Origin of the sequence: Streptomyces sp. NPDC102462 (assembly GCF_044765425.1) — a bacterium.
In the GTDB taxonomy this organism is placed as follows: domain Bacteria; phylum Actinomycetota; class Actinomycetes; order Streptomycetales; family Streptomycetaceae; genus Streptomyces.
This window is the reverse complement of record NZ_JBIWKB010000012.1, coordinates 132,116-155,994: the sequence shown is the minus strand read 5'-3', so window position 1 is coordinate 155,994 and position 23,879 is coordinate 132,116. Positions and strand designations below refer to the sequence as shown.

Genomic DNA, 23,879 nt, shown 5'->3' with positions numbered 1-23,879 from the left:
ATCTAACGCTCCCGCAAGGGGAGTTCACCGCTTACGCGGCCGAGCCCGCGGACCTGGGGTCGGACCCGCTATGTCCACGGCGGACAACCGCGTCCCGCGACAACTCCCACATGGAGCATGCCCACCGTCCCGGCCCGGCCCTAGCCTGCGAAGAAAGAAGGCAAAGCGTCCGCAGACGCACCGCACCCGGCACCGCCCGGCAGACCGCCCGGTACGCAAGATCATCAGGGAGCCCCCATGTCCGCACTTCCGCAGGAGCGTCGCGTCGTCACCGCCATCCCCGGCCCGAAGTCGCAGGAGCTGCAGGCCCGCCGTAGTGCCGCGGTCGCCCAGGGCGTGGGCTCCACGCTGCCGGTGTTCGTCACCCGCGCGGGCGGCGGCGTCATCGGGGACGTCGACGGCAACAGCCTCATCGACTTCGGTTCCGGCATCGCCGTGACCTCCGTCGGCGCCTCGGCCGAGGCCGTGGTGCGCCGCGCCTCCGCCCAGCTCGCCGACTTCACCCACACCTGTTTCATGGTCACCCCGTACGAGGGCTACGTGGCCGTCGCCGAGGCGCTGGCCGAGCTGACACCGGGTGACCACGCCAAGAAGTCCGCGCTGTTCAACAGCGGCGCCGAGGCCGTCGAGAACGCGGTCAAGATCGCTCGCGCGTACACCAAGCGGCAGGCGGTCGTCGTGTTCGACCACGGCTACCACGGCCGGACCAACCTGACCATGGCGCTGACCGCGAAGAACATGCCGTACAAGCACGGCTTCGGCCCGTTCGCCCCCGAGGTCTACCGGGTCCCCGTCGCCTACGGCTACCGCTGGCCGACCGGCCCGCAGAACGCGGGTCCCGAGGCCGCCGCGCAGGCCATCGACCAGATGTCCAAGCAGGTCGGCGCGGACAACATCGCCGCGATCATCATCGAGCCGGTGCTCGGCGAGGGCGGTTTCATCGAGCCGGCGAAGGGCTTCCTGCCCGCGATCCGCCGGTTCGCCGCCGACAACGGCATCGTCTTCGTCGCCGACGAGATCCAGTCCGGCTTCTGCCGCACCGGCCAGTGGTTCGCCTGCGAGGACGAGGGCATCGTGCCCGACCTGATCACCACCGCCAAGGGCATCGCCGGCGGTCTCCCGCTGGCCGCCGTCACCGGCCGCGCCGAGATCATGGACGCGGCGCACCCGGGTGGCCTGGGCGGCACCTACGGCGGCAACCCGGTCGCCTGCGCCGCCGCGCTCGGCGCCATCGAGACGATGAAGGAGCTGGACCTCAACGCCAGGGCGAAGAACATCGAGTCGGTCATGAAGGGCCGGCTGGCCGCCATGGCCGAGAAGTTCGACGTCATCGGTGACGTACGCGGTCGCGGCGCCATGATCGCCATCGAGCTGGTCAAGGACCGCGCCACCAAGGAGCCGAACCCGGAGGCGACCGCCGCGCTCGCCCGGGCCTGCCACCAGGAGGGCCTGCTGGTCCTGACCTGTGGCACCTACGGCAACGTGCTGCGTTTCCTGCCCCCGCTGGTGATCGGCGATGACCTGCTGACCGAGGGCCTCGACATCATCGAGCAGGCGTTCGCGCGCATCTGATCCGACCGGCAGAGCCGCCCGGGGCGGCGGCCGTCGGGCCGTGTGAAGAAGGTGTGCGAGGTGGATGGCGGGATGCCGTTCCGTCTGTCTCAGGGCCATCCGCTGCCGTAGATTCTCACCAGATGAGAGATACACCCCGCCCACAGGGGACTGTGGGCGATCCCAGGCCGGGGCCTCCCCAGCTTCGACCTGGTCGTGCCCTCGCGCACACACCCGGGGCCCTGGGCCCCGGTTCTCCTCACCGATCGGACGGTCGCTCGCCCCAAACCCCCCGGGGCGCGCGGCGTTCCGATCCGGACGGCCGCCTCGGAACTACCCCCCCTGTTCCGGGGCGGCCGACCTCCTTCCTCCTTCCCGCGGGCCTCCCGGCCCTGCTCCTCGCCCTGATCACCTGGCAGGTCGTGGCCGGCGGCCCGCTGGTGCGCGCGGACGAACGGCTGAGCCGGGCCCTGCGGCACCCGGACCGGCTCTCCGGACTCCTCTCCGACCTCGGCAACGTCCAGGTCGCGGTCCCGGTGCTCGCGGCCGTCCTCGTGGCGGTGTCCTGGCGGGCCCGCCGGGCGGGCGCCGAGCGCTGGTGGGCGGCGCCCGCAGCGGCGGCCGTGCTGATGCTCCTCGTGCCGGCGTTCGTCGTGCCCCTGAAGGACTGGACCGCCCGCCCCGGCACCTCGGCGGTGCCGCCGGGGCTCGGCTACTACCCCTCGGGCCACACCGTCACCGCCGTCGTCGCCTACGGTGCCGCGGCGCTGCTCCTGCTGCCCCTGCTGAGGGGGGCCCGCGCCCGCCGCACCCTGGTCCTCGGCTGCGCCGCCGTGAATCTCGCGGTCGGCTTCGGTCTGGTGCGGCGCGGCTACCACTGGCCGCTGGACGTGCTGGCCGGCTGGTGCCTGGGCGCCCTGCTGCTGTGGGTGCTGTGGCGGCTCGCCCGACGGGACGGCGGCCCGGTCAGCCGAAGTAGGAGTCGAAGGTCTTCTGGAACTCCCAGCTCCCGAACCGGTCCCAGTTGACGGACCACGTCATCAGGCCGCGCAGCGCGGGCCAGGTGCCGTGGGTGGCGTAGGAGCCGCAGTTCGTCTTCTTGGTCAGGCAGTCCAGGGCCTTGGTGACCTCGGACGGTGCGACATGGCCGTTGCCCGCGTTCACGGACGCCGGCATGCCGATCGCGACCTGGTCCGGGCGCAGCGGCGGGAAGACGTTGCCGGCGTCGCCCGCGACCGGGAAGCCGGTCAGCAGCATGTCGGTCATCGCGATGTGGAAGTCGGCGCCGCCCATGGAGTGGTACTGGTTGTCCAGACCCATGATGGGACCCGAGTTGTAGTCCTGGACGTGCAGCAGGGTCAGGTCGTCGCGCAGGGCGTGGATGACCGGCAGGTAGGCGCCGCAGCGCGGGTCCTGGCCGCCCCACTTGCCGGTGCCGTAGTACTGGTAGCCCATCTGCACGAAGAAGGTCTCCGGGGCCATGGTCAGCACGAAGTCCGCGCCGTACCTGGCCTTGAGGGTCTTCACGGCGGAGATGAGGTTGACGACCACGGGGGTCTTCGGGTTCCTGAAGTCCGTGTCGTCGGCGTTCAGGGACAGCGAGTGGCCCTCGAAGTCGATGTCGAGGCCGTCCAGTCCGTACTCGTCGATGATCTTCGAGACGGAGGAGACGAAGGTGTCGCGGGCCGCGGTGGTGGTCAGCTGGACCTGGCCGTTCGCGCCGCCGATCGAGATCAGCACCTTCTTGCCCGCGGCCTGCTTGGCCCTGATGGCCGCCTTGAAGTCGGCGTCGCTCTCCACGTTCGGGCACTCGGTGACGGGGCAGCGGTTGAAGCGGATGTCGCCCGAGGTGGCGGAGGTCGGTTCGCCGAAGGCGAGGTCGATGACGTCCCAGCTGTCGGGTACGTCGGCCAGGCGGGTGTAGCCGGAGCCGTTGGCGAAGGTGGCGTGGAGGTAGCCGACCAGGGCGTGGGCCGGCAGGTCGGAGGTGTCTCCGCCGCCGGATCCCGCGGAGGTGGTCGCGGTCACGGCCGCCGATCTCGCGGACTCGCCCGCGTCATTGACGGCCGTCACCTGGAAGCTGTATGCCGTGGCCGCGGCCAGTGCGCTGACCGTCGCCGAAGTGGCGCTCACCGTCTGGACCTTGACGCCGTCCCGGTAGACCGCGTACCCGGTCGCGCCCGTGACGGCGGTCCAGGACAGGGCGACGCTGGAGGAGGTGACGGCGCCGGTGCGCAGGCCGGTGGGCGCGGCGGGCGGCTGTGCGGTGCCGGCGTCGGGGCCGGTCAGCGAGATGTCGTCGGCGTAGTAGGCGCCGGTGCCGTACCAGCCGTGTGTGTAGAGGGTGACCTTGGTGGTGCCGGGGCCGGTGCGGAAGGTGGTGGTCAGGCGCTGCCAGTCGGGGGCGGACTGGGTCCAGCTGGAGACGTCGGTGGTGCCGGTGCCGGTGGCGCCGAGGTAGACGTAGTCGCCGCGGACGTAGCCGGACAGGGTGTACTGCGCGTCCGGCCGCACGGTCACGGTCTGCGCGCACTGGGCGTTGTCGCTGCCGGCCGGGGTCGCCCGCAGCGCCGCGGCGCCGCTGTGCACGGGTGAGCCGACGGTCGTGCCCGCGGTGCAGGTCCAGCCGTCCAGGCCGGACTCGAAGCCGCCGTTGCGGGCGAGGTCCGCGTCGGCCGCACGGGCGGCCGACGAGAGCACGGTGATCGCGGGTACGGCCAGCAGGGCGGCCGTGAGCGCGGCGAGGAGGGGTCTGGTGCGATGGGGGCGGTCCACAAGTGCCTCCGGACTGGGGGATGGGAGGGCGGAGCGCGCCCAACTTGGTCCAGACCAATCGGAGTTGTCAAGACCTCCGGCGGCGGGCGGACCGCCCGCTACCCGTCCCGGTGCACCACCGCCCCGGCCGCCGCCTCGTGCATCGCCAGTTCCAGCAGCGCCGGGTCGGTGAGCGTCCCGGAGCCGTCCGGAGCCACCAGCCAGCGCACCCCGCGGGTGGCCCGGCCGGGGTACGGCACGACGATCCAGGTGCCCTGCCCGGCCGTGCGGACACCGGTGCCGAGCCAGCGCGCCGCGGTGCCCGGCGGAACGAAGAATCCCACCCGGTTGTCCCCGAAGTCGACGAGCACCGGGCCGGGTTGGTCGAGGACGCGGGTGAGCACGTCGAGCGTCGGAAAGCCGAGCCTGCCCGGCAGGATCAGCACGTCCCATGCCTTGCCGGCGGGCAGCAGCGCGATCCCATGGGGGCTGCGCTCCCATTCCCAGCGGCAGGACTCGGGGTCCGGTGCGACGGATGCCAGCCACTCGACGGCCGTCTTCGCCCCAGTCATCGCAAGACCTCCCTCTGTCGTGGACACCGTTGGCGTCACGAGGGAGACAGCGGACTCCACCGAGCATTACGCAGATTCCCCACCCCATCCCGAGTGAACTAGATCACAACCCCCAACAGCGCCCCAAAGGGGCGCAGGGAACTGCGCGACCACCCCGGCCACAGCAGCGCCCCGAAGGGGCGCGGGGAACTGCGCGACAAGCCCCCACCCACCCGCAGACGACCGACAACCCACAACGGCCCAACCCAGCGGAGCGCCTAGCTGTCGAAGCCCAGCCCCAACCGGTCCATCAGGCGGAGCCACCCGTTGCGCCGCCCGGCATGCGCATCCGCACGGGCCAGCGACCACTTGGTCAGCGCGATGCCGGCCCAGGCGAACGGCTCCGGCGGAAACGGCACCGGCTTACTGCGGACCATCTCCAGCGCGGTGCGCTCCGTGCGCTCCCCGGCCAGCAGGTCCAGCATCACATCGGCGCCGAACCGGGTGGCGCCGACACCGAGTCCGGTGAAACCCGCCGCGTACGCCACCTTCCCCTGGTGGGCGGTGCCGAAGAACGCCGAGAAGCGGGAGCAGGTGTCGATCGCACCGCCCCACGCGTGCGTGAAGCGGACGCCCGCCAGCTGCGGGAAGCAGGTGAAGAAGTGCCCGGCGAGCTTGGCGTAGGTCCGCGGGCGGTGGTCGTGCTCGGCCCGCACCCGGCCGCCGTACGGGTAGATGGCGTCGTAGCCGCCCCACAGGATCCGGTTGTCCGCGGTCAGCCGGAAGTAGTGGAACTGGTTGGCGCTGTCGCCGAGCCCCTGCCGGCCCCGCCAGCCGATCGACGCCAGCTGTGCGGGCGTCAGCGGCTCCGTCATCAGGGCGTAGTCGTAGACCGGGACGGTGTAGGCGCGCACCCGCCGGACCAGGTTCGGGAAGACGTTGGTGCCGAGCGCGACGTGCCGGGCGCGGATCGCGCCGTACGGGGTGCGCACCGCCATCTGGGCGCCGTACGGCCGCAGGGTCAGCGCGGGCGTGTGCTCGTACACCCGCACCCCGAGCCCCAGGCAGGCGCGCTTGAGGCCCCAGGCCAGCTTGGCGGGGTGCAGCATGGCCACGCCCCGGCGGTCCCACAGGCCGGCCCGGAAGGTCGGCGAGTCGACCTGTTCGCGGACCGCGTCCGCGTCCAGGTACTCGATACCGTCGGCGAGGCCCTTGTCGACCAGTTCCCGGTGCCAGGCGCGCAGTTCCTCGGCCTGGTAGGGCTCGGTGGCCACGTCGATCTCGCCGGTGCGCTCGAACTCGCAGTCCAGGGAGTAACGGGCGATGGCCTTCTCGATCTCGTCGAGGTTGCGGGCGCCCAGCTCCTCCAGCCGGTGGATCTCGTCCGGCCAGCGGGTCAGGCCGTTGCTCAGGCCGTGGGTGAGGGAGGCGGCGCAGAAGCCGCCGTTGCGGCCCGAGGCGGCCCAGCCCACCTCGTGGCCCTCCACCAGCACCACGTCCCGGCCCGGATCGCGCTCCTTGGCGATGAGCGCGGTCCACAGGCCGCTGTAGCCGCCGCCGACTACCAGCAGGTCGCAGGTTTCGGTGCCGGTGAGGGCGGGCTCGGGACGGGGCTTGCCGGGGTCGTCCAGCCAGTACGGGACCGGCTGGGCCTCGGAAAGGGACGCAGTCCACTGGTGGGTACGGCTCATGGCGCTCGGGGCCATGATGTCAACTCCCTACGGGTTTCCGGGGGGCCGCGCGGGCTATGCCTTCTGCCTGTTGCGGCGGTTGCCGATGACCATGGAGGCCAGGACGAACAGTACGGCGATCAGGAACATGGCCGTACCGATGACATTGATCTGGACGGGCGTTCCGCGCTGCGCCGAGCCCCACACGAACATGGGGAAGGTGACCGTCGAACCCGCGTTGAAATTGGTGATGATGAAATCGTCGAAGGAGAGCGCGAAGGACAGCAGCGCGCCAGCGGCGATCCCGGGGGCCGCGATGGGCAGCGTGACCCGGACGAAGGTCTGCACGGGCCCCGCGTACAGGTCGCGGGCGGCCTCCTCCAGGCGCGGGTCCATCGACATCACCCGGGCCTTGACCGCGGTGACGACGAAGCTGAGGCAGAACATGATGTGCGCGATCAGGATCGTCCAGAACCCGAGCTGCGCGCCCATGTTGAGGAAGAGGGTGAGCAGCGACGCCGCCATGACGACCTCGGGCATGGCCATGGGCAGGAAGATCAGCGAGTTGACGGCGCCGCGGGCACGGAAGCGGTAGCGGACCAGTGCGAAGGCGATCATCGTGCCGAGCGCGGTGGCGCCGACCGTCGCCCACACGGCGATCTGGAGGCTGAGGGAGAGCGAGCCGCACATGTCGGCGACCCCGCACGGGTCCTTCCAGGCGTCCGTGGAGAACTGCTGCCACGCGTAGTTGAAGCGCCCGTTCGGCTTGTTGAACGAGAACACCGTGACGATGACGTTGGGCAGCAGCAGATAGCCGAGGGTCAGCAGCCCGGCGATGACGACGAGATGGCGCTTGAGCCAGTTGACGAAGGGCATTTAGACCAGATCCTCCGTCCCGGACCTGCGGATGTAGAAGGTGACCATGAAGAGGATCGCGGCCATCAGGATGAAGGAGAGCGCAGCGGCCGTCGGGTAGTCGAGGATCCGCAGGAACTGTGTCTGGATGACGTTGCCGATCATGCGGGTGTCGGTGGAGCCGAGGAGTTCGGCGTTGACGTAGTCGCCGGTCGCCGGGATGAAGGTCAGCAGGGTGCCGGAGACCACGCCCGGCATGGACAGCGGGAAGGTCACCTTGCGGAAGGTGGTGAAGGGCTTGGCGTACAGGTCGCCGGCCGCCTCGTGCAGCCGCCCGTCGATGCGTTCCAGCGAGGTGTACAGCGGCAGGATCATGAACGGCAGGAAGTTGTACGTCAGACCGCACACCACCGCCAGCGGGGTGGCCAGCACCCGGTCGCCCGCGGTCCAGCCGAGCCAGTTCGTGACGTCCAGCACGTGCAGCGAGTTGAGCGCGCCGACAACCGGCCCGCTGTCCGCGAGGATCGTCTTCCAGGCGAGCGTGCGGATCAGAAAGCTGGTGAAGAACGGCGCGATCACCAGGACCATGATCAGGTTCCGCCAGCGGCCCGCGCGGAACGCGATCAGATAGGCCAGCGGGTAGCCGAGCAGCAGACACAGGACGGTCGCCGCGGCGGCGTAGAACACCGAGCGCAGGAACTGCGGCCAGTACTCGCCGAGCGCGTCCCAGTAGGTGGCGAAGTGCCAGGTGACCTTGTAGCCGTCCTCCAGGGAACCCGTCTGCACGGACGTGGACGCCTGGTAGACCATGGGCAGCGCGAAGAAGATCACGAGCCAGAGGATGCCGGGCAGCAGCAGCCAGTACGGCGTCCAGCGACCGCGCCTGCGCGGGGCCTTCCGCTCGGTCACGGCGGGGCTGGGAGGCGAGGGCGCCTCGGTGAGCGTCGACATCGCTACGCGGCCTCTTCCTCGACGGTCTCCACGCCGGCGTCGATATCCTGGGCCGCGTCAAGACCGAACGTGTGGGCGGGGCTCCAGTGCAGGACCACCTCGGCGCCGGGCACCAGCCGGCCGTCCCGCTCGACGTTCTGGACGTACACCGCGAGTTCGGGGCACACGGCGCTGTCCACGACGTACTGCGTGGAGACGCCGATGAAGCTGGCGTCCGCGATCCTGCCGGTGACGCGGTTGCGGCCCTCGGGGATCTCGCCCGCGTCGTCGGCGTGGGTGAGGGAGATCTTCTCCGGGCGGATGCCGACCAGCACCTTGTCGCCGGTGCGTGCCGAGACGGAACAGCGGGCCTCGGGCAGCAGCAGCTTTCCGCCGCCCGCCTTGAGGACGATGTCGCCGCCGCTACGGGTGTCCACCTCGGCCTCGATGAGGTTGGACGTGCCGAGGAAGTTGGCCACGAACGTGGTCCCGGGGTTCTCGTACAGGTCGGTGGGCGAGCCGAGTTGTTCGACGCGGCCCGCGTTCATCACCGCGACCGTGTCGGCCATGGTCATGGCCTCCTCCTGGTCGTGGGTGACATGGACGAAGGTGATGCCGACCTCGGTCTGGATCCGCTTCAGCTCCAACTGCATCTGGCGGCGCAGCTTGAGGTCGAGGGCGCCCAGCGGCTCGTCGAGGAGCAGCACCTTGGGGTGGTTGATCAGGGCGCGGGCCACGGCCACGCGCTGCTGCTGGCCGCCGGAGAGCTGGTGCGGCTTCTTGCGTGCCTGCTCGCCCAGTTGCACCAGGTCGAGCATCTCCTCGACCTGCTTCTTCACCGACTTGATGCCGCGCCTGCGCAGTCCGAAGGCGACGTTCTCGAAGATGTCCAGGTGCGGGAAGAGCGCGTAGGACTGGAAGACCGTGTTCACCGGCCGCTTGTACGGCGGCAGCCGGGTCACCTCCTGCTCGCCGAGGTGCACGCTGCCGGAGGTCGGCTCCTCCAGGCCCGCGATCATCCGCAGGGTGGTGGTCTTGCCGCAGCCCGAGGCGCCGAGCAGGGCGAAGAAGGAGCCCTGCGGCACGGTCAGGTCGAGCGGGTGCACGGCGGTGAACGAGCCGTAGGTCTTGCCGATCCCCACGAGGCGGACGTCGCCGCTGCTGTCTTTGGTGTTCATCCTCGTCACGCCCCTGTGAGCTTCGCGAACTTCTCTTCGTAGGCCGTCTCTTCCTTCTGCGTCAGCGCGCGGAAGGCATGGGACTTGGCCTGCATGGCCTTGTCCGGCAGGATCAGCGGGTTGTCCGCCGCCGACTTGTCGAGCTTCTGCAGATAGGGCTTGACGTCGTCGACCGGAGACACGTAGTTGACGTAGGCGGCGAGCGCCGCGGCCTCTTCCGGCTGGTAGTAGAAGTCGATCAGCCGCTCGGCGTTCGTCTTGTGCCGCGCCCTGTTCGGGATCAGCATGTTGTCGGTCGACGTCATGTAACCGCTCGCCGGGATGATGTAGTCGACGTCCGCGCTGTCCGCCTGGAGCTGGACGATGTCGCCGCCCCAGGCCACGCAGGCGGCCAGGTCGCCCTTGGTGAGGTCCGAGGTGTAGTCGTTGCCGGTGAAGCGGCGTATCTGGCCCTTGTCGACGGCCTTCTGCAGCCGGGCGATCACCGCGTCGAAGTCGTCGTCGGTGAACTTCTCCGGGTCCTTGCCCATGTCGAGCATGGTCATGCCGATGCTGTCGCGCATCTCCGACAGGAAGCCGACCCGGCCCTTGAGCTTCGGGTTGTCGAGCAGGTCGGAGACCGACCTCACCTCGATGCCGTCGAGCGCCTTCTTGTTGAACGCGATGACGGTGGAGATGCCCTGCCAGGGGTAGGAGTAGGCGCGGCCGGGGTCCCAGTCGGGGTTGCGGAACTGGGGCGACAGATTGGTGAAGGCGTGCGGCAGGTTGGCCGCGTCCAGCTTCTGGACCCAGCCGAGGCGGATCACCCGGGCGGCCAGCCAGTCGGTGAGGACGATCAGATCGCGGCCGGTGTCCTGGCCCGCGGCGAGCTGCGGCTTGATCTTGCCGAAGAACTCGTTGTTGTCGTTGATGTCCTCGGTGTACTTCACCTCGATGCCGGTCTGCCGGGTGAACGCGTCGAGCGTCGGATGCGTCTTGCCGCTGTCGTCGACGTCGATGTACTCGGGCCAGTTGGAGAAGTTGACGACCTTCTCCCGCGCCGAGCGGTCCTCGGCGGACGTGCCGCCCTGCGTCTTGCCCGCCGCGGGGATCCCGCAGGCGCTCAGCGCCCCGAGTCCGCCCACCGCGAGCGCGCCGCCCGCGGAGGCGCGCAGCAGCGAACGGCGGGACAGGGCGGCCCTGCCGTTGCGAAAGCTGCGCCGCATGGCGGCCACCTGGGCCGGGCTGAGGCGGTCGGGCTCGTACTGCTCCATGCGCGTGGTGCCCTTTCGGGAGGGATGGCGGGGCGGGCCGTGGTCGGCGACCGCCCCTGTCGTCTCTATCGGTCCCCGAAGATCGTGCGGTGCCAGTCCTTCCTGGCGACCGCCGTGTTGTCGAACATGACGTGCTTCACCTGCGTGTACTCCTCGAACGAGTACGCGGACATGTCCTTGCCGAAGCCGGACTGCTTGAATCCCCCGTGCGGCATCTCGCTGATGATCGGGATGTGGTCGTTGACCCAGACGCAGCCCGCCTTGATCTCACGGGTCGCGCGGTTCGCCCGGTAGACGTCCCGGCTCCACGCGGAGGCCGCGAGGCCGTACGGGGTGTCATTGGCCAGCCGGATCCCCTCGTCGTCACCGTCGAACGGCAGGACGACCAGCACCGGGCCGAAGATCTCGGACTGGACGACCTCGCTGTCCTGGGGCGCGTCGGCGATCAGGGTGGGCCGATAGTACGCGCCGTCGGCCAGATCGCCCAGGGGTGCCGCGCCGCCGGTCACCACGCGCGCGTAGCCGCGGGCCCGGTCGACGAAGCCGGCCACCCGGTCGCGCTGGACGTGCGAGATCAGCGGGCCGAGGTCGGTGCCGGGGGCGAACGGGTCGCCGAGCCGGACGCTCTCCATCAGGGCGGCGGTCCGCTCCACGAACGCCTCGTACAGCGGGCGCTGCACGTACGCGCGCGTGGCGGCCGTGCAGTCCTGCCCGGTGTTGATGAGGGCACCGGCGACCGCGCCGTTGGCGGCGGCGTCGAGGTCGGCGTCGTCGAAGACGACGAAGGGTGCCTTGCCGCCGAGTTCCAGGTGGATGCGTTTGACGGTGGCGGTGGCGATCTCGGCGACGCGCCTGCCGACCGCCGTGGAGCCGGTGAAGGAGGTCATGGCCACGTCGGGGTGGGCGACCAGGCGCTCCCCCGCCTCCTTGCCGGTGCCGGTGACGATGTTGACGACGCCGTCCGGGATGCCCGCGGCGGTCGCGGCCTCGGCGAACAGCAGCGAGGTCAGCGGGGTCAGCTCGGCGGGCTTGAGCACGATGGTGTTGCCCGCGGCGATCGCCGGAAGGATCTTCCAGGCCGCCATCTGGAGCGGGTAGTTCCAGGGGGCGATGGAGCCGACGACGCCGATGGGCTCCCGGCGGACGTACGACGTGTGGTCGCCGGAGTACTCGCCGGCGGACTGCCCCTGCAGATGCCGGGCTGCGCCCGCGAAGAACGCCGTGTTGTCGATGGTCCCGGGGACGTCGAACTCACGGGTCAGCTTGAGCGGCTTGCCGCACTGCAGGGACTCGGCGCGGGCGAACTCCTCGGCGCGGTCCGCGAGGACGGCGGCGAACCGGTGCAGGGCGTCGGAGTGCTCGCCCGGGGTGGCGGCGGCCCAGTCGGGGAAGGCCGCGCGGGCGGCGGCGACCGCGGCGTCCACGTCATCGGGGCCGGCCAGTTCGTAGCGGTACACGTCCGCGCCGGTGGCCGGATCGATCACGCGGTGGGTGCGGCCCGACGTACCCTTCGCCAGGCGCCCGGCGACGTACTGCGCCCCGTCCGCGAAGCGCTCCTGTGCCGGGAATCGTTCCGGGGTGGCGGTGCCCGGTTTGTGCATGTCGCTCTCCTCCGCCGTCGCCCCGTCCGGAAGGCGGGTGGCGTAGCTCCAGCTCGATTTGAGTGCCGATCCTGACAGAGCAAAGGGACGCCAACAAGTGATTCCGTTGTTGCCTTTTGGTTACGCAACGGAATCTGTCGACCAGGTGTCGAGTCGGCCTGGGAAACCGAGGACGGACTGTCAGTGGCGCCTGCCAAACTGGCGTGCATGGGGACGATCGATTCGGTGGAGACGCTGATCAGGGAGGTCCGCGCGGGGGCGCGCGTCACATACCTGCACTTCTGGGGGCACCGGCCGAGAGCGGACGGGCGTATCGGAGCGAGCTGTCTCAGCCAGTGGTGGCCGTCACCGTTCGTCGTGGACGCGGTGGAGTACGCGACGGCCGAACACTGGATGATGGCCGAGAAGGCGAGACTCTTCGGGGACGCGGAGGCGGAGCGCCGGGTGCTGGCCGCGGGGCATCCCTCGCAGGCCAAGAAGGCGGGGCGGCTGGTACGGGACTTCGACGAGAGGGTGTGGCAGCGGGAGCGCTTCCGGATCGTGGTCGAGGGCAGCGTGCACAAGTTCGGTACACATGCCGGCCTGCGGGAGTTCCTGCTGAACACCGGCGAGCGCGTGCTGGTGGAGGCGAGCCCGGTGGACCGCGTGTGGGGCATCGGCCTCGCGGCCGACGACGAGGCGGCCACCACCCCCGAACACTGGCGCGGTCCCAACCTCCTCGGCTTCGCCTTGATGACAGCCCGCGAACGACTGGCACACAGCGGCTGAGCCCCGGGCGGCCCGCGCGAGCCTGGGGGCCGGGCGAGCCTTGCCGCAAAGACTGCGCCCGCGCGAGCCGCTTCGTAGGCGGGCCCGCGACGCGAGCCTGCCGTAGAGGCGGGCGGGGGCGAGCCCGTCGTAGGGGCGGGCGCGGGCGAGCCGGCATGGAAACGGGGCCGGAGCGGGACGGGTTGTGTGGGTGAGGTGAGGTCAGGCGGAGGTGGCGATGAAGAAGGCGAGCAGGATGAGGGCGAGGACCATGCCGGTCGCGCCGCAGATGATGCCCGCCAGGGCCTGGCCGGGGTTCGTCGCCTCGCCACGGCGGGCCCTGCCGCGGCCGATCGCGCCGAAGATCACGGCCAGCGCGCCCAGCAGCAGCGCCACCGGCCACATACAGAAGCCGATCGCCGCGAGGATGCCCAGCACCAGCCCGGCCGTGCCCAGCCCGTTGCTCGGCATCGGCTGCATGCCGGGCCAGCCGTAGTAGCCGGGACCGGTGGCGGGCGGCGCCGGGTAGCCGTAGCCCGCGGGGCCGCCCGGGTAGCCGTACGGCACCTGGCCGGGGCCGCCGGGCGCGATGGGCGGCGGCGGGACCGCCGCCCCCTGCGGCTGCGCGGCGGGGGGTGCGAAGGGGGCGTCCGCCGGGGACTCCTGGCGCGGCGGGGCGAACGGATTGTCCGAACCGCCCGGGTGCGGCGCCACCGTCCCGGGCGCGGCGAAGGGGTTCGACGGCGGTGCCGCATGGGGTGTGCCGGCCGGCCCGGCCCAGGGCGGCGGCGCGCTCTCCTTCGGGAAGGAGACGACCGTCCGCTGATCGTGAACGGAGGACGAGACCTGCTGGTCGTGGGCCGAGGGCGGGACCTGGTAGGGCGGGGCCGGGGTGTCGGGGGCACTCGCGGCGATGGTGTCACCCGGTCCGGCCACCGGTGCGCCGGACACGGGGGCGGTGTCTGCCGGAGCCGCCCACGGGGCCTCGCCCGGGCCGGGCGTGGTGCCGGTCGGGGCCGGCGAAGTGGCCGCGGGTGCCCGGTCGGTGGGCGGGACCCACGACGCGGGGGTCGCGTCCCGGGTCGCGGAGGGCGAATGACCCGGGGCCGACCCGGCGCCCGCGTCCCACGGCCCCGCTGTGGTACCGGCCGGCTCGGGCCAGACGCCCGTGGCCGGAGCCGTGGACCCGGGGTCGGACCGGGGGTCCGCACCGGCCGGTGCCGGCCAGGCGACCACGTCCGCCCCACCGTCGGCTGCTGCGCCGCCACCCGTGGCCCCACCGCCCGCAACGGCACCACCGGCCGGCGTGGCGGACCGGGTGTCGGGCGAGGCAGCGTGGCCGGGTGTCGCTCCGCTCTCCGCGGCGTTCTGCGGTGCCTCGTCGGACATGTCGCACGGTCCCCTCTCATCGGCGTGCTGTCATGCTACGGGCAGGCCAGAGCCGCCCCCGGCACGGCTTACGATGACCCCCGACTCACCGATCAGCCGATCACCCGCGCCCGGACTCCGGTCCGCCGGCGCCTGCCCCGGGGAGGGACAACCTCTTGACCGACACCGCCGCACCCGTCGACCGCGACCCGCGGACCTTCATCGCCGGACTGCCCAAGGCCGAACTGCACGTCCACCACGTCGGCTCCGCCTCCCCGCGCATCGTCTCGGAACTCGCCGCCCGCCACACCGACTCCAAGGTCCCCGCCGACCCAAAGGCGCTGGCCGAGTACTTCACCTTCACGGACTTCGCCCACTTCATCGACGTGTACCTGTCCGTCGTGGACCTCGTCCGCACCCCGGAGGACGTCCGTCTGCTCACCTACGAGGTGGCCCGCGACCTCGCCCGGCAGCAGGTGCGGTACGCCGAGCTGACCATCACGCCGTACTCCTCGACCCGCCGCGGCATCGACGCGCGTGCCTTCATGGACGCGATAGAGGACGCCCGCAAGGCGGCCGAGGCCGAGTTCGGGACCGTGCTGCGCTGGTGCTTCGACATCCCCGGCGAGGCCGGCCTCGACTCCGCGGAGGAGACGATCCGGCTCGCCACGGACGACCGGGTGCGCCCGGAGGGCCTGGTCTCCTTCGGGCTCGGCGGGCCCGAGATCGGCGTGCCCCGGCCGCAGTTCAAGCCGTACTTCGACCGGGCCGTCGCCGCCGGGCTGCACTCCGTGCCGCACGCCGGTGAGACGACCGGCCCCGAGACGGTCTGGGACGCGCTGACCGAGCTGCGCGCCGAGCGGATCGGGCACGGCACCAGCTCGGCCCGCGACCCCAAGCTGCTCGCGCACCTCGCCGACCACCGCATTCCGCTGGAGGTCTGCCCGACCTCCAACATCGCCACCCGCGCGGTCCGCACCCTCGACGAGCACCCGATCAAGGAGTTCGTCGAGGCCGGCGTCGTGGTCACCGTCAACTCGGACGACCCGCCGATGTTCGGCACCGACCTCAACAACGAGTACGCGGTGGCCGCCCGGCTGCTCGGCCTCGACGAGCGCGGCATCGCCGACCTCGCCAAGAACGCGGTGGAGGCGTCCTTCCTCGACCCGGCGGGCAAGGCCCGGATCGCAGCCGAGATCGACACCTACACGGCTCAGTGGCTCGCCCGCTGAACCCGGCGTGCGGTGTTCATCCGCACAATGGGGTCCATGCAGACCGTGACCGCCGTCGCGCACCGCGGCGACCCCTATCGCTTCCGTGAGAACACGATCGACTCGCTGCGTTCCGCGCTCCGGCGCGGCGCGGACGCGGTCGAGATCGACGTACGGCTCACCCGTGACGGCGTACCCGTGCTGCTGCACGACGCGACGCTTGAGCGGCTGTGGGAGCACGACCGGCCGCTCGGCTCGCTGTCCGCAGCCGAGGTGCGCGGACTGACCGCGGGCGGCGTGCCGACGCTTGAGGAGGCGCTGGCCGCGACGGACGACAGCCGGGTGATGGTCGACCTGCCGGGCCTGGTCCAGCGCCGGACCGCACGGCGGATCGTGGAGGTCGTCCACGCGGCCGGGGCGCGGGACCGCGTCTACTACTGCGCGGGCGCGACGGCGATGCTGGCCGTCCGCGCCGCCGACCCGGCCGCCGAGATCGCCCTGACCTGGACGACGCTCGCGCCGCCGCGGCCCGCCCTGCTGGCGGCGGTGGGCCCGCGCTGGCTCAACTACCGTTTCAGCCTGGTCGGCCGGGATCTCGCCGCCCGCGTCCACCACGGCGGTCATCTGCTGTCCGTGTGGACCCCCGACACCCGCCGTGCCATGCGCCGCCTCCTCGGCCTGGGCGTCGACTCGATCACCACGAACCGCATCGACGCGCTCCACACCCTCCGCCAGGGCTGAGGGCTTCCGGCCGCCCCGCCGGGCTCACGGGGAGAGAAGCCTTGGTCACTCATTGCGGAATTCCATGACATACAAGTAAATTTCCAGCCGCCGTTTCGAGATGTCACCGGCGGACGGGGGCGAAGGATGAGCACGGCCGTACGCGCGGCGGGACCGCGCGGAAAAGGGCACCCCCGTCCATGACCGGTCGCGCGACGCGTTCCGGGGCCGTGATCCGCGGCTTTCGCGTGGGCGACGGTCCGCGGGTGGTGGAGGCGTGGCGCCGCAGCGCGCCGGCCGACCCGATCACGGCGGACCGCTTCCGCTCCCTGGTACTGCTCGACGCCAACTTCGATCCGGCGGGGCTCCGCGTCGCGGTCGACGGCGAGCGTGTCGTCGGCGCGGCCTACGCGGTGCGCCGGCTGACGCCGCTGACCGGCACCGACCTGGAGCCGGAGCAGGGCTGGATCCCGTTCTTCTTCGTCGACCCGGACGCCCGCGGGCGCGGCCTCGGCCGCCGGCTGCTGACCGACGCCCTCGGCTGGCTGCACGGCCACGGCCGCACCCGGGTGGACTTCTCCTCGTACACCCCGCACTACGTCCTGCCCGGCCTGGACGCCGAGGCGTACCCGGAGGCGGCCGGGCTCCTTGAGTCCCTGGGCTTTCGCACGCTGTACGAGGCGGCGGCGATGGACCGCGGCCTGGTCGGCTACCGCTTCCCTGAGGACGCGGCGCGCCGCCTGGCCGAACTGACGGCAGACGGCCACCGGTTCGGCACACCGTCCGACGACGACCTGGTGGACCTGGTGGCGCTCGCCGGGCTCCACTTCAGCCCGGACTGGGCGCGCGCGATCCGCGGGTGTCCGGCCTCGGGCACGCCGCTCGACCGGATCGTCGTCGTCCGGGACCCCGCGGGCCGCCTGGTGGGCTGGGCGATGCACGGCGCGTACGAGTCGGTGGACGAGCGGTTCGGCCCGTTCGGTGTGCTGGAGGACAGGCGCGGCACCGGACTCGGCAAGGTTCTGCTGCATCTGGTCCTGGAGCGGATGCGGGCGGGCGGTGCGCACTCGGCGTGGTTCCTGTGGACGGGTGAGCGGTCCCCTGCGGGCCGTCTGTACCGCGCCGCCGGTTTCCGCACGACCCGGCGGTTCCGTGTGCTGCGCCGGGAGGTCAGCCGATGACGCCGGGACGCCGCTCCACCGGTCTGAGCCGCCGTCACTTCGCGCTGGCACTCCCCTCGGCGCTGCTCGCCTCCGGGTGCGCCGCGCCGCACCGGGGCACCGGGCGCCCCGGGGATCCGATCGTCCTCACCCTGCTCTCCCACTACGCGAGCGGCGCCCTCAAGAAGGCCCTCCAGGGCCCGGTCGACGAGTGGAACGCCACCCACGAGCGGGTCAAGGTGCGCACGACGGCGGTCGAGTTCACGGACCTGCTGACCACGTTCATGGTCCGGCAGGCCGCGGGCCAGGGCGCCGACATCGTCCACCCGTACTGCCTGTGGAACGGCCAGCTGGTCCGGGCCGGTGTGCTGCGGCCGGCTCCGTCCGGGCACGCCGCGGAGATCAGGCGCGGCTACAGCGAGGCCGCGGTCGGCGCCTCCTCGGTGGGCGGCACGGTCTACGGCTACCCCACCGAGGTGCAGACGTACGCCCTCTACTACAACAAGCGGCTGCTGCGGGAGGCCGGCGTCGCCGGACCTCCACGCACCTGGCGGGAGTTGGAGGAGACGGCCTACCGCACCACCAGGCGGGACCGGTACGGCAACACACTGGTCCAGGGGTTCGGTCTTTCCACCTACGACGACTCCACCACCGTCGGCCAGACGCTCGCCCTGCTGAGCACGGCCGGCGGAAGGTTCGTCTCCGCGGACGGCAGGCGCACCGCCATCGACTCGCCGGCCGGCCGGGCCGTGTTCGGCCTGGAGCACCGCCTCGTCGGCATGGGCGCGAGCGCCCCCGGCGTCAACGTCTACAGGGCGTTCCCGTCCGGGCAGGTGGCCATGGTGGTCGGCGCCGGCTGGTGGACCGGGACCCTGAAGGCCCTGATGGGCGAGGACTACCGCGATGTGGGCGTCGCGCCCGTGCCCGTCCCCGCGGCGGGCGGCGAACGCGCCACGCTCTGCACCGGGTTCCTGCTGGGCGTCAACACGGCCAGTGAACACCCGCGTGAGGCATGGGAGTTCCTGCGCTGGCTCAACACCGAGAAGGTGGACGTGAAGAACGCCGCGAAGGGCGCGACGGCGACCCGGATGAGCCTGCTCCAGGTGTCGGTCGGCTCGCTGACCGGCCGCGCCGACGACATGCGGACCCTCCTGGGCGATGGCGACAGCGACGGTGTCGGCGGCGTAGACGCAGGCGCAGGGTCAAGTGCAGGTGCAGGCGCAGGCGGTGCAGGCAGCGGCGGCAGCCCGGGCCGCGATCCCAATCTGCGCCCGTTCCTGGACGCGCTGGCGTACGCGGTCCCCGAGCCGAACGGGCCGGGCGCGCAGCAGGCCAAGTCGCTGCTGCGCAAGAACATCGAGGCGCTGTGGACCGGTCAGCAGTCGGTCGACGAGGCGCTGCGCACCACCCGCCGCCAGGTCGACCAGGAGGTGTCGCGCCCATGGTGAACGCCCTGGTACCGGAGACGACCGAGCGGGCGCGGGGCAGGCGGTCCGCACCGTCCGCCGTCGTCGGGCATGGCCGGGCCCGGCGCCGCCAGGCCGTCGTCGCCTGTCTCTTCCTGGCGCCGGCGCTGCTGTTCTTCGCCGTGTTCCTGATCCTGCCGCTCGGCTTCGCGCTGCTGCTGTCGATGTCCCGCTGGACCGGGTTCGACCTCGGCGCGATCGATCCGGTCGGTGCGGACAACTTCACCGCTCTGTTCGCGGACGGCTCGACGTTCCTTGCGCCGGTCCTCACCAATACGCTGCTGTTCGCCCTGGGCACGGTGGCCCTCGCGCTCACGGGCTCCGTACTCGTCGCCACCTGCATCGACAAACTGCGCTTCCAGGGGCTGTGGCGCACCCTGTACTTCCTGCCGATCGTCACGACCGTCGTCGCCGTCGGCAACGTGTGGAAGTACATGTACGAGCCGGGCGGCCTGGTCAACGGCGTCCTCAACGCCCTCGGGCTCGGCTCGGTGGCGTTCCTCCAGGACCCGGACACCGCGCTGCCCTCCGTCGTGGTCGTCCAGGCATGGGCCTCGCTCGGCACGGCGATCCTCATCCTGACCGCCGGGCTGAAGTCCGTTCCCGAGTCGTACTACGAGGCCGCCGCGCTCGACGGCGCCGGGCCCGTCACCGTCTTCTTCAGGATCACCCTGCCGCTGCTGCGGCCGTCCCTGCTGCTCGTGTGCGTCACCCAGTTCCTCACCGGACTGCAGTCGTTCGCGCTGATCACCGTGATGACCCGGGGCGGACCGGGCGACGCGACCGAAGTGGCCGCGCTGGAGATGTACCGGCAGGCCTTCTCCTACGGCGACTGGGGCGCGGCGAGCGCCGCCGCCTTCGTGCTGTTCGTCGTGGTCCTGGTGGTCACCTTGGTGCAGTTGTGGTTCTTCCGGCGCAGCGGGGAGGACGCGTGATGCGCCGCCGGTTCCCGTGGCTGTCGTATCTGGTCGTCGGGGCCGGCGCCGTGCTCACGGTGGTGCCGTTCCTCGACATGCTGATGACGTCGTTCAAAGGGCCGGGCGAGTCCGGCACGCTGCCGTACCGGTTCCTGCCGAAGGCGTTCGACCTGTCCAACTACCGGGCGGCCATCGACCAGCTCGACCTGCCGGTGCTCTTCCGCAACAGCGTCGTCGCCACCGCCGTGATCACCGGGTCGGTGCTGCTGACGTCGTCACTCGCCGGCTACGCGCTCGCCAAACTCCGCTTCCCGGGGCGGCAGTTCGTCTTCCGGCTCGTGCTGTCCACGATGATGTTCCCGCCGTTCCTGTTCTTCGTCCCGCGGTTCCTGATCCTGGTGCACTGGCCGCTGGCGGGCGGCAACGACCTGTTCGGGCGCGGCGGCGCGGGCCTGACCGTCAGCGTCGTGGCGCTCACCGTGCCGTTCCTCGTCAACGGCTTCGGGATCTTCCTGATGCGCCAGTTCATGCTCTCGATCCCGGACGAGGTCCTGGAGGCCGCGCGCATCGACGGGGCGGGCGAGTTCGCCGTGTGGTGGCGGATCGTGGTGCCGCAGACCAAGCCGGTCGTGGTGACACTCGGGCTGCTGACCTTCGTCGACGCCTGGAACGAGTACATCTGGGCGCTGCTCGTCTCGACCGCCGACCCGGACGTGATGACCCTGCCCGTCGGCATTCAGCTCCTTCAGGACCACATCGACCCCACCCGCACGATGCCCGTCGTCATGGCCGGCCTCGTCCTCAGCGTCCTGCCGGTCCTGATCCTCTTCCTGCTGCTTCAGAAGCACTACATCCGCGGCGTCATGCTCAGCGGCCTCAAGTGACCGCGCCCGGGACGAACTCCGGCGCGGCACGGCCGATCCGGCGGAGCGCTCAGAGCCCCGCGATCCCATTCCACCGCTTGGCGAAGTCGGGCCGCTCCGCGGAGGTGATGTCGCGGGCGACGGCGAGGCGCCCGCGCATCGTGTCGTCGGGGAAGATCAGCGGGTTGTCGGCCAGGGCCGCGGTGTCCTTGTCCTTGGCGGCGGCGAGCACGTCCTTGGCCGCCGGGACCGGGCAGACGTAGTTCACCCAGGCGGCCAGCTCCGCGGCGGCTTCGGGTTCGTAGTAGTAGTCGAGGAGGCGTTCGGCGTTGGCCTTGTGGCGCGCCCGGTTGGGGATCATCAGCGAGTCGGCCCACAGCTCCGCGCCCTCCTCGGGGACGACGAAGCGGATGTCGGGGTTGTCGGCCTGGAGCTGGATGACGTCCCCTGAGTAGGCCTGGCAGGCCAGCACGTCCCCGCTGACCAGGTCCTTGGTGTAGTCGTTGCCGGTGAAACGGCGGATCTGGCCGCGACGGGTCTGCCGCTCCACCTGGTCGCAGACCGTGTGGAAGTCGTCCGCGGTCCACCGGGTGATGTCCACGCCGTTGCCCTGCATCAGCAGCGCGAAGACCTCGTCGAGACCGGACAGCAGGGTGACCCGGCCCCTGAGGTCGCTCGCCCAGAGGTCGTTCACCTGCCGGATCTCGCGGCCCAGCTTCCGGTGGTTGTAGGCGATGCCCGTGATACCCGACTGGTACGGCACGGAGAACCTGCGCCCCGGGTCGAAGGCGGGCGAACGCAGCAGCGGGTCGAGGTACTTCGCCACATGGGGCTGCCGGGCGCGGTCCATCTCCTGCACCCAGCCGAGGCGCACGAACCGCGCGCACATCCAGTCGCTGATGACGATCAGGTCCCGGCCGGTGGACTGGCGGTTCATCAGCGCGGGGCTGATCTTGCCGAAGAACTCGTCGTTGTCGTTGATCTCCTCGACGTAGTCGACGGAGATGCCGGTGCGCTTCTCGAAGGCGGCCAGCGTGGGCCGGCGGTTCGGGTGGTCGTCGTCGGTGTCGATGTACAGCGGCCAGTTCGCCCAGATCAGCCTCTTGTCGGCGGCGGACGTGTCCGGTACGGCGCGGTCGGCGGGCGCGACATAGGCGGCGGGCACCCCGCAACCGGCCAGTGCGCCGAGCGCGGCGGCGCCGCCCAGCGCCCGCAGCAGCGAACGACGGGGGAACGGGGGCATGTGCACAGGAGTCCGAGCCATCACCGCAGCATCCCGAACACCACCCCCCAGAACAATGGACGCACCGTCAACCACCCCCACCCCCACCCGACACGTTGTCGCCCCCCGCCGCCAGGGGCGCGGGGAACTGCGCGACCAGCCCCCACGGCGCCGCACCCAACCACCAACCGAACCCACCCCAACAGGGGCGCGGGGAACTGCGCAACCAGCCGCAACGCCCCCGCACCCAACCACCAACCGAACCCACCCCAACAGGGGCGCGGGGAACTGCGCGACCAACCACAACGGCGCCGCAGACGAACTGCCGGCCGGACGCGGCCAATTCCGCGCCCAGCCATAACACCAACGCCCACTGCAACCTCGGCCAAAGCCAAGCGCAGCGCCCGTCAGCCGTCCAGCGAAGTCATCACATGCTTGATCCGCGTGTAGTCGTCGAAGCCGTACGCCGAAAGGTCCTTGCCGTAGCCGGACTTCTTGAAGCCACCGTGCGGCATCTCGGCGACCAGCGGAATGTGCGTGTTGATCCACACGCAGCCGAAGTCCAGCTTCTTGGACATCCGCATGGCACGGGCGTGGTCCTTGGTCCACACGGACGAGGCGAGGGCGTACTCGACGCCGTTGGCCCACTGCACGGCCTGGTCCTCGTCGGAGAAGGACTGGACGGTGATGACCGGTCCGAAGACCTCGTTCTGGATGATCTCGTCGTCCTGCTTGAGACCCGAGACGACGGTCGGCGCGTAGAAGTAGCCCTGCTCGCCGACCTGCCGCCCGCCGGCCTCGACCTTGGCGTGCGCGGGCAGCCGCTCGATGAAGCCGGAGACCTGCTTGAGCTGGTTGGGGTTGTTCAGCGGCCCGTAGAGGACGTCCTCGTCGTCCGGCTGCCCGGTCTTGGTGTCGGCGGCGGCCTTGGCCAGCGCGGCGACGAACTCGTCGTGGATGGACTCCTGGACGAGGACGCGGGTCGCGGCCGTACAGTCCTGGCCGGCGTTGAAGAAGCCCGCGACGGAGATGTCCTCGACGGCCTTCGGGATGTCGGTGTCCTCGAAGACGACGACGGGTGCCTTGCCGCCCAGCTCCAGGTGGACCCGCTTGACGTCCTTGGCCGCGGACCCGGCGACGGAGATGCCGGCGCGGACGGAGCCGGTGATGGAGGCCATCGCCGGGGTGGGGTGCTCGACCATGAGGCGGCCGGTGTCGCGGTCGCCGCAGATGACGTTGAAGACGCCCTTGGGCAGGATCGAACCGAGGATCTCGGCGATCAGCACGGTGGAGGCCGGGGTGGTGTCCGATGGCTTGAGGACGACGGTGTTGCCCGCGGCGATCGCCGGGGCGAACTTCCACACGGCCATCATCATCGGGTAGTTCCACGGCGCGACCTGCGCGCAGACGCCGACCGGCTCGCGGCGCACGATCGAGGTCATGCCCTCCATGTACTCGCCGGCCGAGCGGCCCTCCAGCATCCGCGCGGCGCCCGCGAAGAAGCGGATCTGGTCGACCATCGGCGGGATCTCCTCGGAGCGGGTCAGGCCGACCGGCTTGCCCGTGTTCTCCACCTCGGCCGCGATCAGTTCCTCGGCGCGCTCCTCGAACGCGTCGGCGATCTTCAGCAGGGCCTTCTGCCGCTCGGCGGGCGTGGTGTCGCGCCAGCCGGGGAAGGCCGCGGCGGCTGCCGCCATGGCGGCGTCCACGTCCGCCTGGCCGGACAGCGGCGCGGTCGCGTACGCCTCGCCCGTCGCGGGGTTGACCACCTCGGTGGTCCGTCCGTCGGCGGCGTCCCGGAACTCCCCGTCGACGTAATTGCGGAGCTTGCGCAGCCGCCCCAGCTCGGTGCTCACTGCCGG

Annotated in this window: 20 protein-coding genes; 9 read left to right on the top strand and 11 right to left on the bottom strand. The window is 71.2% G+C overall.

What is annotated here, in order from left to right; genetic code table 11:
• The first annotated feature begins 237 nt into the window (after positions 1-237).
• Positions 238-1,572: a 4-aminobutyrate--2-oxoglutarate transaminase gene (gene gabT, locus ACIRFL_RS13800; RefSeq protein ID WP_404027604.1), complete on the top strand. Its 1,335-nt coding sequence runs from the start codon at positions 238-240 to the stop codon at positions 1,570-1,572.
• A gap of 152 nt (positions 1,573-1,724) precedes the next feature.
• Positions 1,725-2,579 (top strand): phosphatase PAP2 family protein, encoded by an 855-nt coding sequence (locus ACIRFL_RS13795; RefSeq protein WP_404027648.1) that lies wholly within the window; start codon positions 1,725-1,727, stop codon positions 2,577-2,579.
• On the opposite strand, the gene ACIRFL_RS13790 is transcribed toward ACIRFL_RS13795, so the two are convergent.
• The 8 genes from ACIRFL_RS13790 to ACIRFL_RS13755 all read right to left on the bottom strand — a co-directional run bounded on the left by ACIRFL_RS13790 (position 2,518) and on the right by ACIRFL_RS13755 (position 12,343).
• Positions 2,518-4,326, bottom strand: a complete 1,809-nt coding sequence (locus tag ACIRFL_RS13790) for a chitinase (protein ID WP_404027601.1) — start codon at positions 4,324-4,326, stop codon at positions 2,518-2,520. The two genes, ACIRFL_RS13795 and ACIRFL_RS13790, sit on opposite strands and share 62 nt — an antisense overlap.
• A gap of 98 nt (positions 4,327-4,424) precedes the next feature.
• Positions 4,425-4,877, bottom strand: a complete 453-nt coding sequence (locus tag ACIRFL_RS13785; protein WP_404027599.1) for a hypothetical protein — start codon at positions 4,875-4,877, stop codon at positions 4,425-4,427.
• 257 nt (positions 4,878-5,134) lie between these two features.
• Positions 5,135-6,562, bottom strand: a complete 1,428-nt coding sequence (locus ACIRFL_RS13780; protein WP_404027597.1) for an NAD(P)/FAD-dependent oxidoreductase — start codon at positions 6,560-6,562, stop codon at positions 5,135-5,137.
• Positions 6,563-6,601: 39 nt separating this feature from the next.
• Entirely contained in the window at positions 6,602-7,402 is an 801-nt protein-coding gene (locus ACIRFL_RS13775; protein ID WP_404027594.1) for an ABC transporter permease, read from the bottom strand.
• On the bottom strand, positions 7,403-8,332 hold the full coding sequence (locus ACIRFL_RS13770) for an ABC transporter permease (protein ID WP_404027591.1): 930 nt from the start codon (positions 8,330-8,332) through the stop codon (positions 7,403-7,405).
• A gap of 2 nt (positions 8,333-8,334) precedes the next feature.
• On the bottom strand, positions 8,335-9,489 hold the full coding sequence (locus ACIRFL_RS13765; RefSeq protein WP_404027589.1) for an ABC transporter ATP-binding protein: 1,155 nt from the start codon (positions 9,487-9,489) through the stop codon (positions 8,335-8,337).
• A 5-nt stretch (positions 9,490-9,494) separates the two neighbouring features.
• Positions 9,495-10,742, bottom strand: coding sequence for a spermidine/putrescine ABC transporter substrate-binding protein (locus ACIRFL_RS13760; protein WP_404027587.1), 1,248 nt, complete (start codon positions 10,740-10,742; stop codon positions 9,495-9,497).
• Between the two features lie 65 nt (positions 10,743-10,807).
• Complete coding sequence (locus tag ACIRFL_RS13755; RefSeq protein WP_404027584.1) at positions 10,808-12,343, bottom strand: gamma-aminobutyraldehyde dehydrogenase; 1,536 nt, start codon at positions 12,341-12,343, stop codon at positions 10,808-10,810.
• A gap of 207 nt (positions 12,344-12,550) precedes the next feature.
• On the opposite strand from ACIRFL_RS13755, the gene ACIRFL_RS13750 reads away from it, so the two are divergent.
• Positions 12,551-13,111, top strand: a complete 561-nt coding sequence (locus tag ACIRFL_RS13750) for an NADAR family protein (RefSeq protein WP_404027582.1) — start codon at positions 12,551-12,553, stop codon at positions 13,109-13,111.
• A gap of 201 nt (positions 13,112-13,312) precedes the next feature.
• On the opposite strand, the gene ACIRFL_RS13745 is transcribed toward ACIRFL_RS13750, so the two are convergent.
• A complete protein-coding gene (locus ACIRFL_RS13745; RefSeq protein WP_404027579.1) occupies positions 13,313-14,041 on the bottom strand; it encodes a DUF4190 domain-containing protein in 729 nt (242 codons plus the stop codon).
• A gap of 593 nt (positions 14,042-14,634) precedes the next feature.
• On the opposite strand from ACIRFL_RS13745, the gene ACIRFL_RS13740 reads away from it, so the two are divergent.
• From ACIRFL_RS13740 to ACIRFL_RS13715, 6 genes are all read left to right on the top strand, one after another.
• Positions 14,635-15,690, top strand: a complete 1,056-nt coding sequence (locus ACIRFL_RS13740) for an adenosine deaminase (RefSeq protein WP_404027576.1) — start codon at positions 14,635-14,637, stop codon at positions 15,688-15,690.
• Positions 15,691-15,726: 36 nt separating this feature from the next.
• Positions 15,727-16,410, top strand: a complete 684-nt coding sequence (locus ACIRFL_RS13735) for a glycerophosphodiester phosphodiesterase (protein WP_404027573.1) — start codon at positions 15,727-15,729, stop codon at positions 16,408-16,410.
• Positions 16,411-16,589: 179 nt separating this feature from the next.
• On the top strand, positions 16,590-17,570 hold the full coding sequence (locus ACIRFL_RS13730; RefSeq protein ID WP_404027571.1) for a GNAT family N-acetyltransferase: 981 nt from the start codon (positions 16,590-16,592) through the stop codon (positions 17,568-17,570).
• A complete protein-coding gene (locus ACIRFL_RS13725) occupies positions 17,567-18,997 on the top strand; it encodes an ABC transporter substrate-binding protein (RefSeq protein ID WP_404027569.1) in 1,431 nt (476 codons plus the stop codon). Before ACIRFL_RS13730 ends, ACIRFL_RS13725 begins: the two co-directional genes overlap by 4 nt.
• Complete coding sequence (locus ACIRFL_RS13720) at positions 18,991-19,950, top strand: carbohydrate ABC transporter permease (protein ID WP_404027567.1); 960 nt, start codon at positions 18,991-18,993, stop codon at positions 19,948-19,950. The genes ACIRFL_RS13725 and ACIRFL_RS13720 overlap by 7 nt, the downstream gene beginning before the upstream one ends.
• Entirely contained in the window at positions 19,950-20,816 is an 867-nt protein-coding gene (locus ACIRFL_RS13715; RefSeq protein ID WP_404027564.1) for a carbohydrate ABC transporter permease, read from the top strand. The genes ACIRFL_RS13720 and ACIRFL_RS13715 overlap by 1 nt, the downstream gene beginning before the upstream one ends.
• 49 nt (positions 20,817-20,865) lie before the next feature.
• On the opposite strand, the gene ACIRFL_RS13710 is transcribed toward ACIRFL_RS13715, so the two are convergent.
• Together ACIRFL_RS13710 and ACIRFL_RS13705 are read right to left on the bottom strand one after the other, a co-directional pair.
• Positions 20,866-22,059 (bottom strand): spermidine/putrescine ABC transporter substrate-binding protein, encoded by a 1,194-nt coding sequence (locus tag ACIRFL_RS13710; protein WP_404027562.1) that lies wholly within the window; start codon positions 22,057-22,059, stop codon positions 20,866-20,868.
• A gap of 365 nt (positions 22,060-22,424) precedes the next feature.
• Complete coding sequence (locus ACIRFL_RS13705) at positions 22,425-23,873, bottom strand: gamma-aminobutyraldehyde dehydrogenase (protein ID WP_404027559.1); 1,449 nt, start codon at positions 23,871-23,873, stop codon at positions 22,425-22,427.
• Positions 23,874-23,879 lie beyond the last annotated feature (6 nt).

Bases quoted from the DNA above. Each gene is read 5' to 3' on its own strand.
- gabT (WP_404027604.1), top strand. From the start codon at position 238: ATGTCCGCACTTCCGCAGGAGCGTCGCGTCGTCACCGCCATCCCCGGC.
- ACIRFL_RS13785 (WP_404027599.1), bottom strand. From the start codon at position 4,877: ATGACTGGGGCGAAGACGGCCGTCGAGTGGCTGGCATCCGTCGCACCG.
- ACIRFL_RS13780 (WP_404027597.1), bottom strand. From the start codon at position 6,562: ATGGCCCCGAGCGCCATGAGCCGTACCCACCAGTGGACTGCGTCCCTT.
- ACIRFL_RS13775 (WP_404027594.1), bottom strand. From the start codon at position 7,402: ATGCCCTTCGTCAACTGGCTCAAGCGCCATCTCGTCGTCATCGCCGGG.
- ACIRFL_RS13770 (WP_404027591.1), bottom strand. From the start codon at position 8,332: ATGTCGACGCTCACCGAGGCGCCCTCGCCTCCCAGCCCCGCCGTGACC.
- ACIRFL_RS13765 (WP_404027589.1), bottom strand. From the start codon at position 9,489: ATGAACACCAAAGACAGCAGCGGCGACGTCCGCCTCGTGGGGATCGGC.
- ACIRFL_RS13760 (WP_404027587.1), bottom strand. From the start codon at position 10,742: ATGGAGCAGTACGAGCCCGACCGCCTCAGCCCGGCCCAGGTGGCCGCC.
- ACIRFL_RS13755 (WP_404027584.1), bottom strand. From the start codon at position 12,343: ATGCACAAACCGGGCACCGCCACCCCGGAACGATTCCCGGCACAGGAG.
- ACIRFL_RS13750 (WP_404027582.1), top strand. From the start codon at position 12,551: ATGGGGACGATCGATTCGGTGGAGACGCTGATCAGGGAGGTCCGCGCG.
- ACIRFL_RS13735 (WP_404027573.1), top strand. From the start codon at position 15,727: ATGCAGACCGTGACCGCCGTCGCGCACCGCGGCGACCCCTATCGCTTC.
- ACIRFL_RS13730 (WP_404027571.1), top strand. From the start codon at position 16,590: ATGACCGGTCGCGCGACGCGTTCCGGGGCCGTGATCCGCGGCTTTCGC.
- ACIRFL_RS13725 (WP_404027569.1), top strand. From the start codon at position 17,567: ATGACGCCGGGACGCCGCTCCACCGGTCTGAGCCGCCGTCACTTCGCG.
- ACIRFL_RS13720 (WP_404027567.1), top strand. From the start codon at position 18,991: ATGGTGAACGCCCTGGTACCGGAGACGACCGAGCGGGCGCGGGGCAGG.
- ACIRFL_RS13715 (WP_404027564.1), top strand. From the start codon at position 19,950: ATGCGCCGCCGGTTCCCGTGGCTGTCGTATCTGGTCGTCGGGGCCGGC.
- ACIRFL_RS13710 (WP_404027562.1), bottom strand. From the start codon at position 22,059: ATGGCTCGGACTCCTGTGCACATGCCCCCGTTCCCCCGTCGTTCGCTG.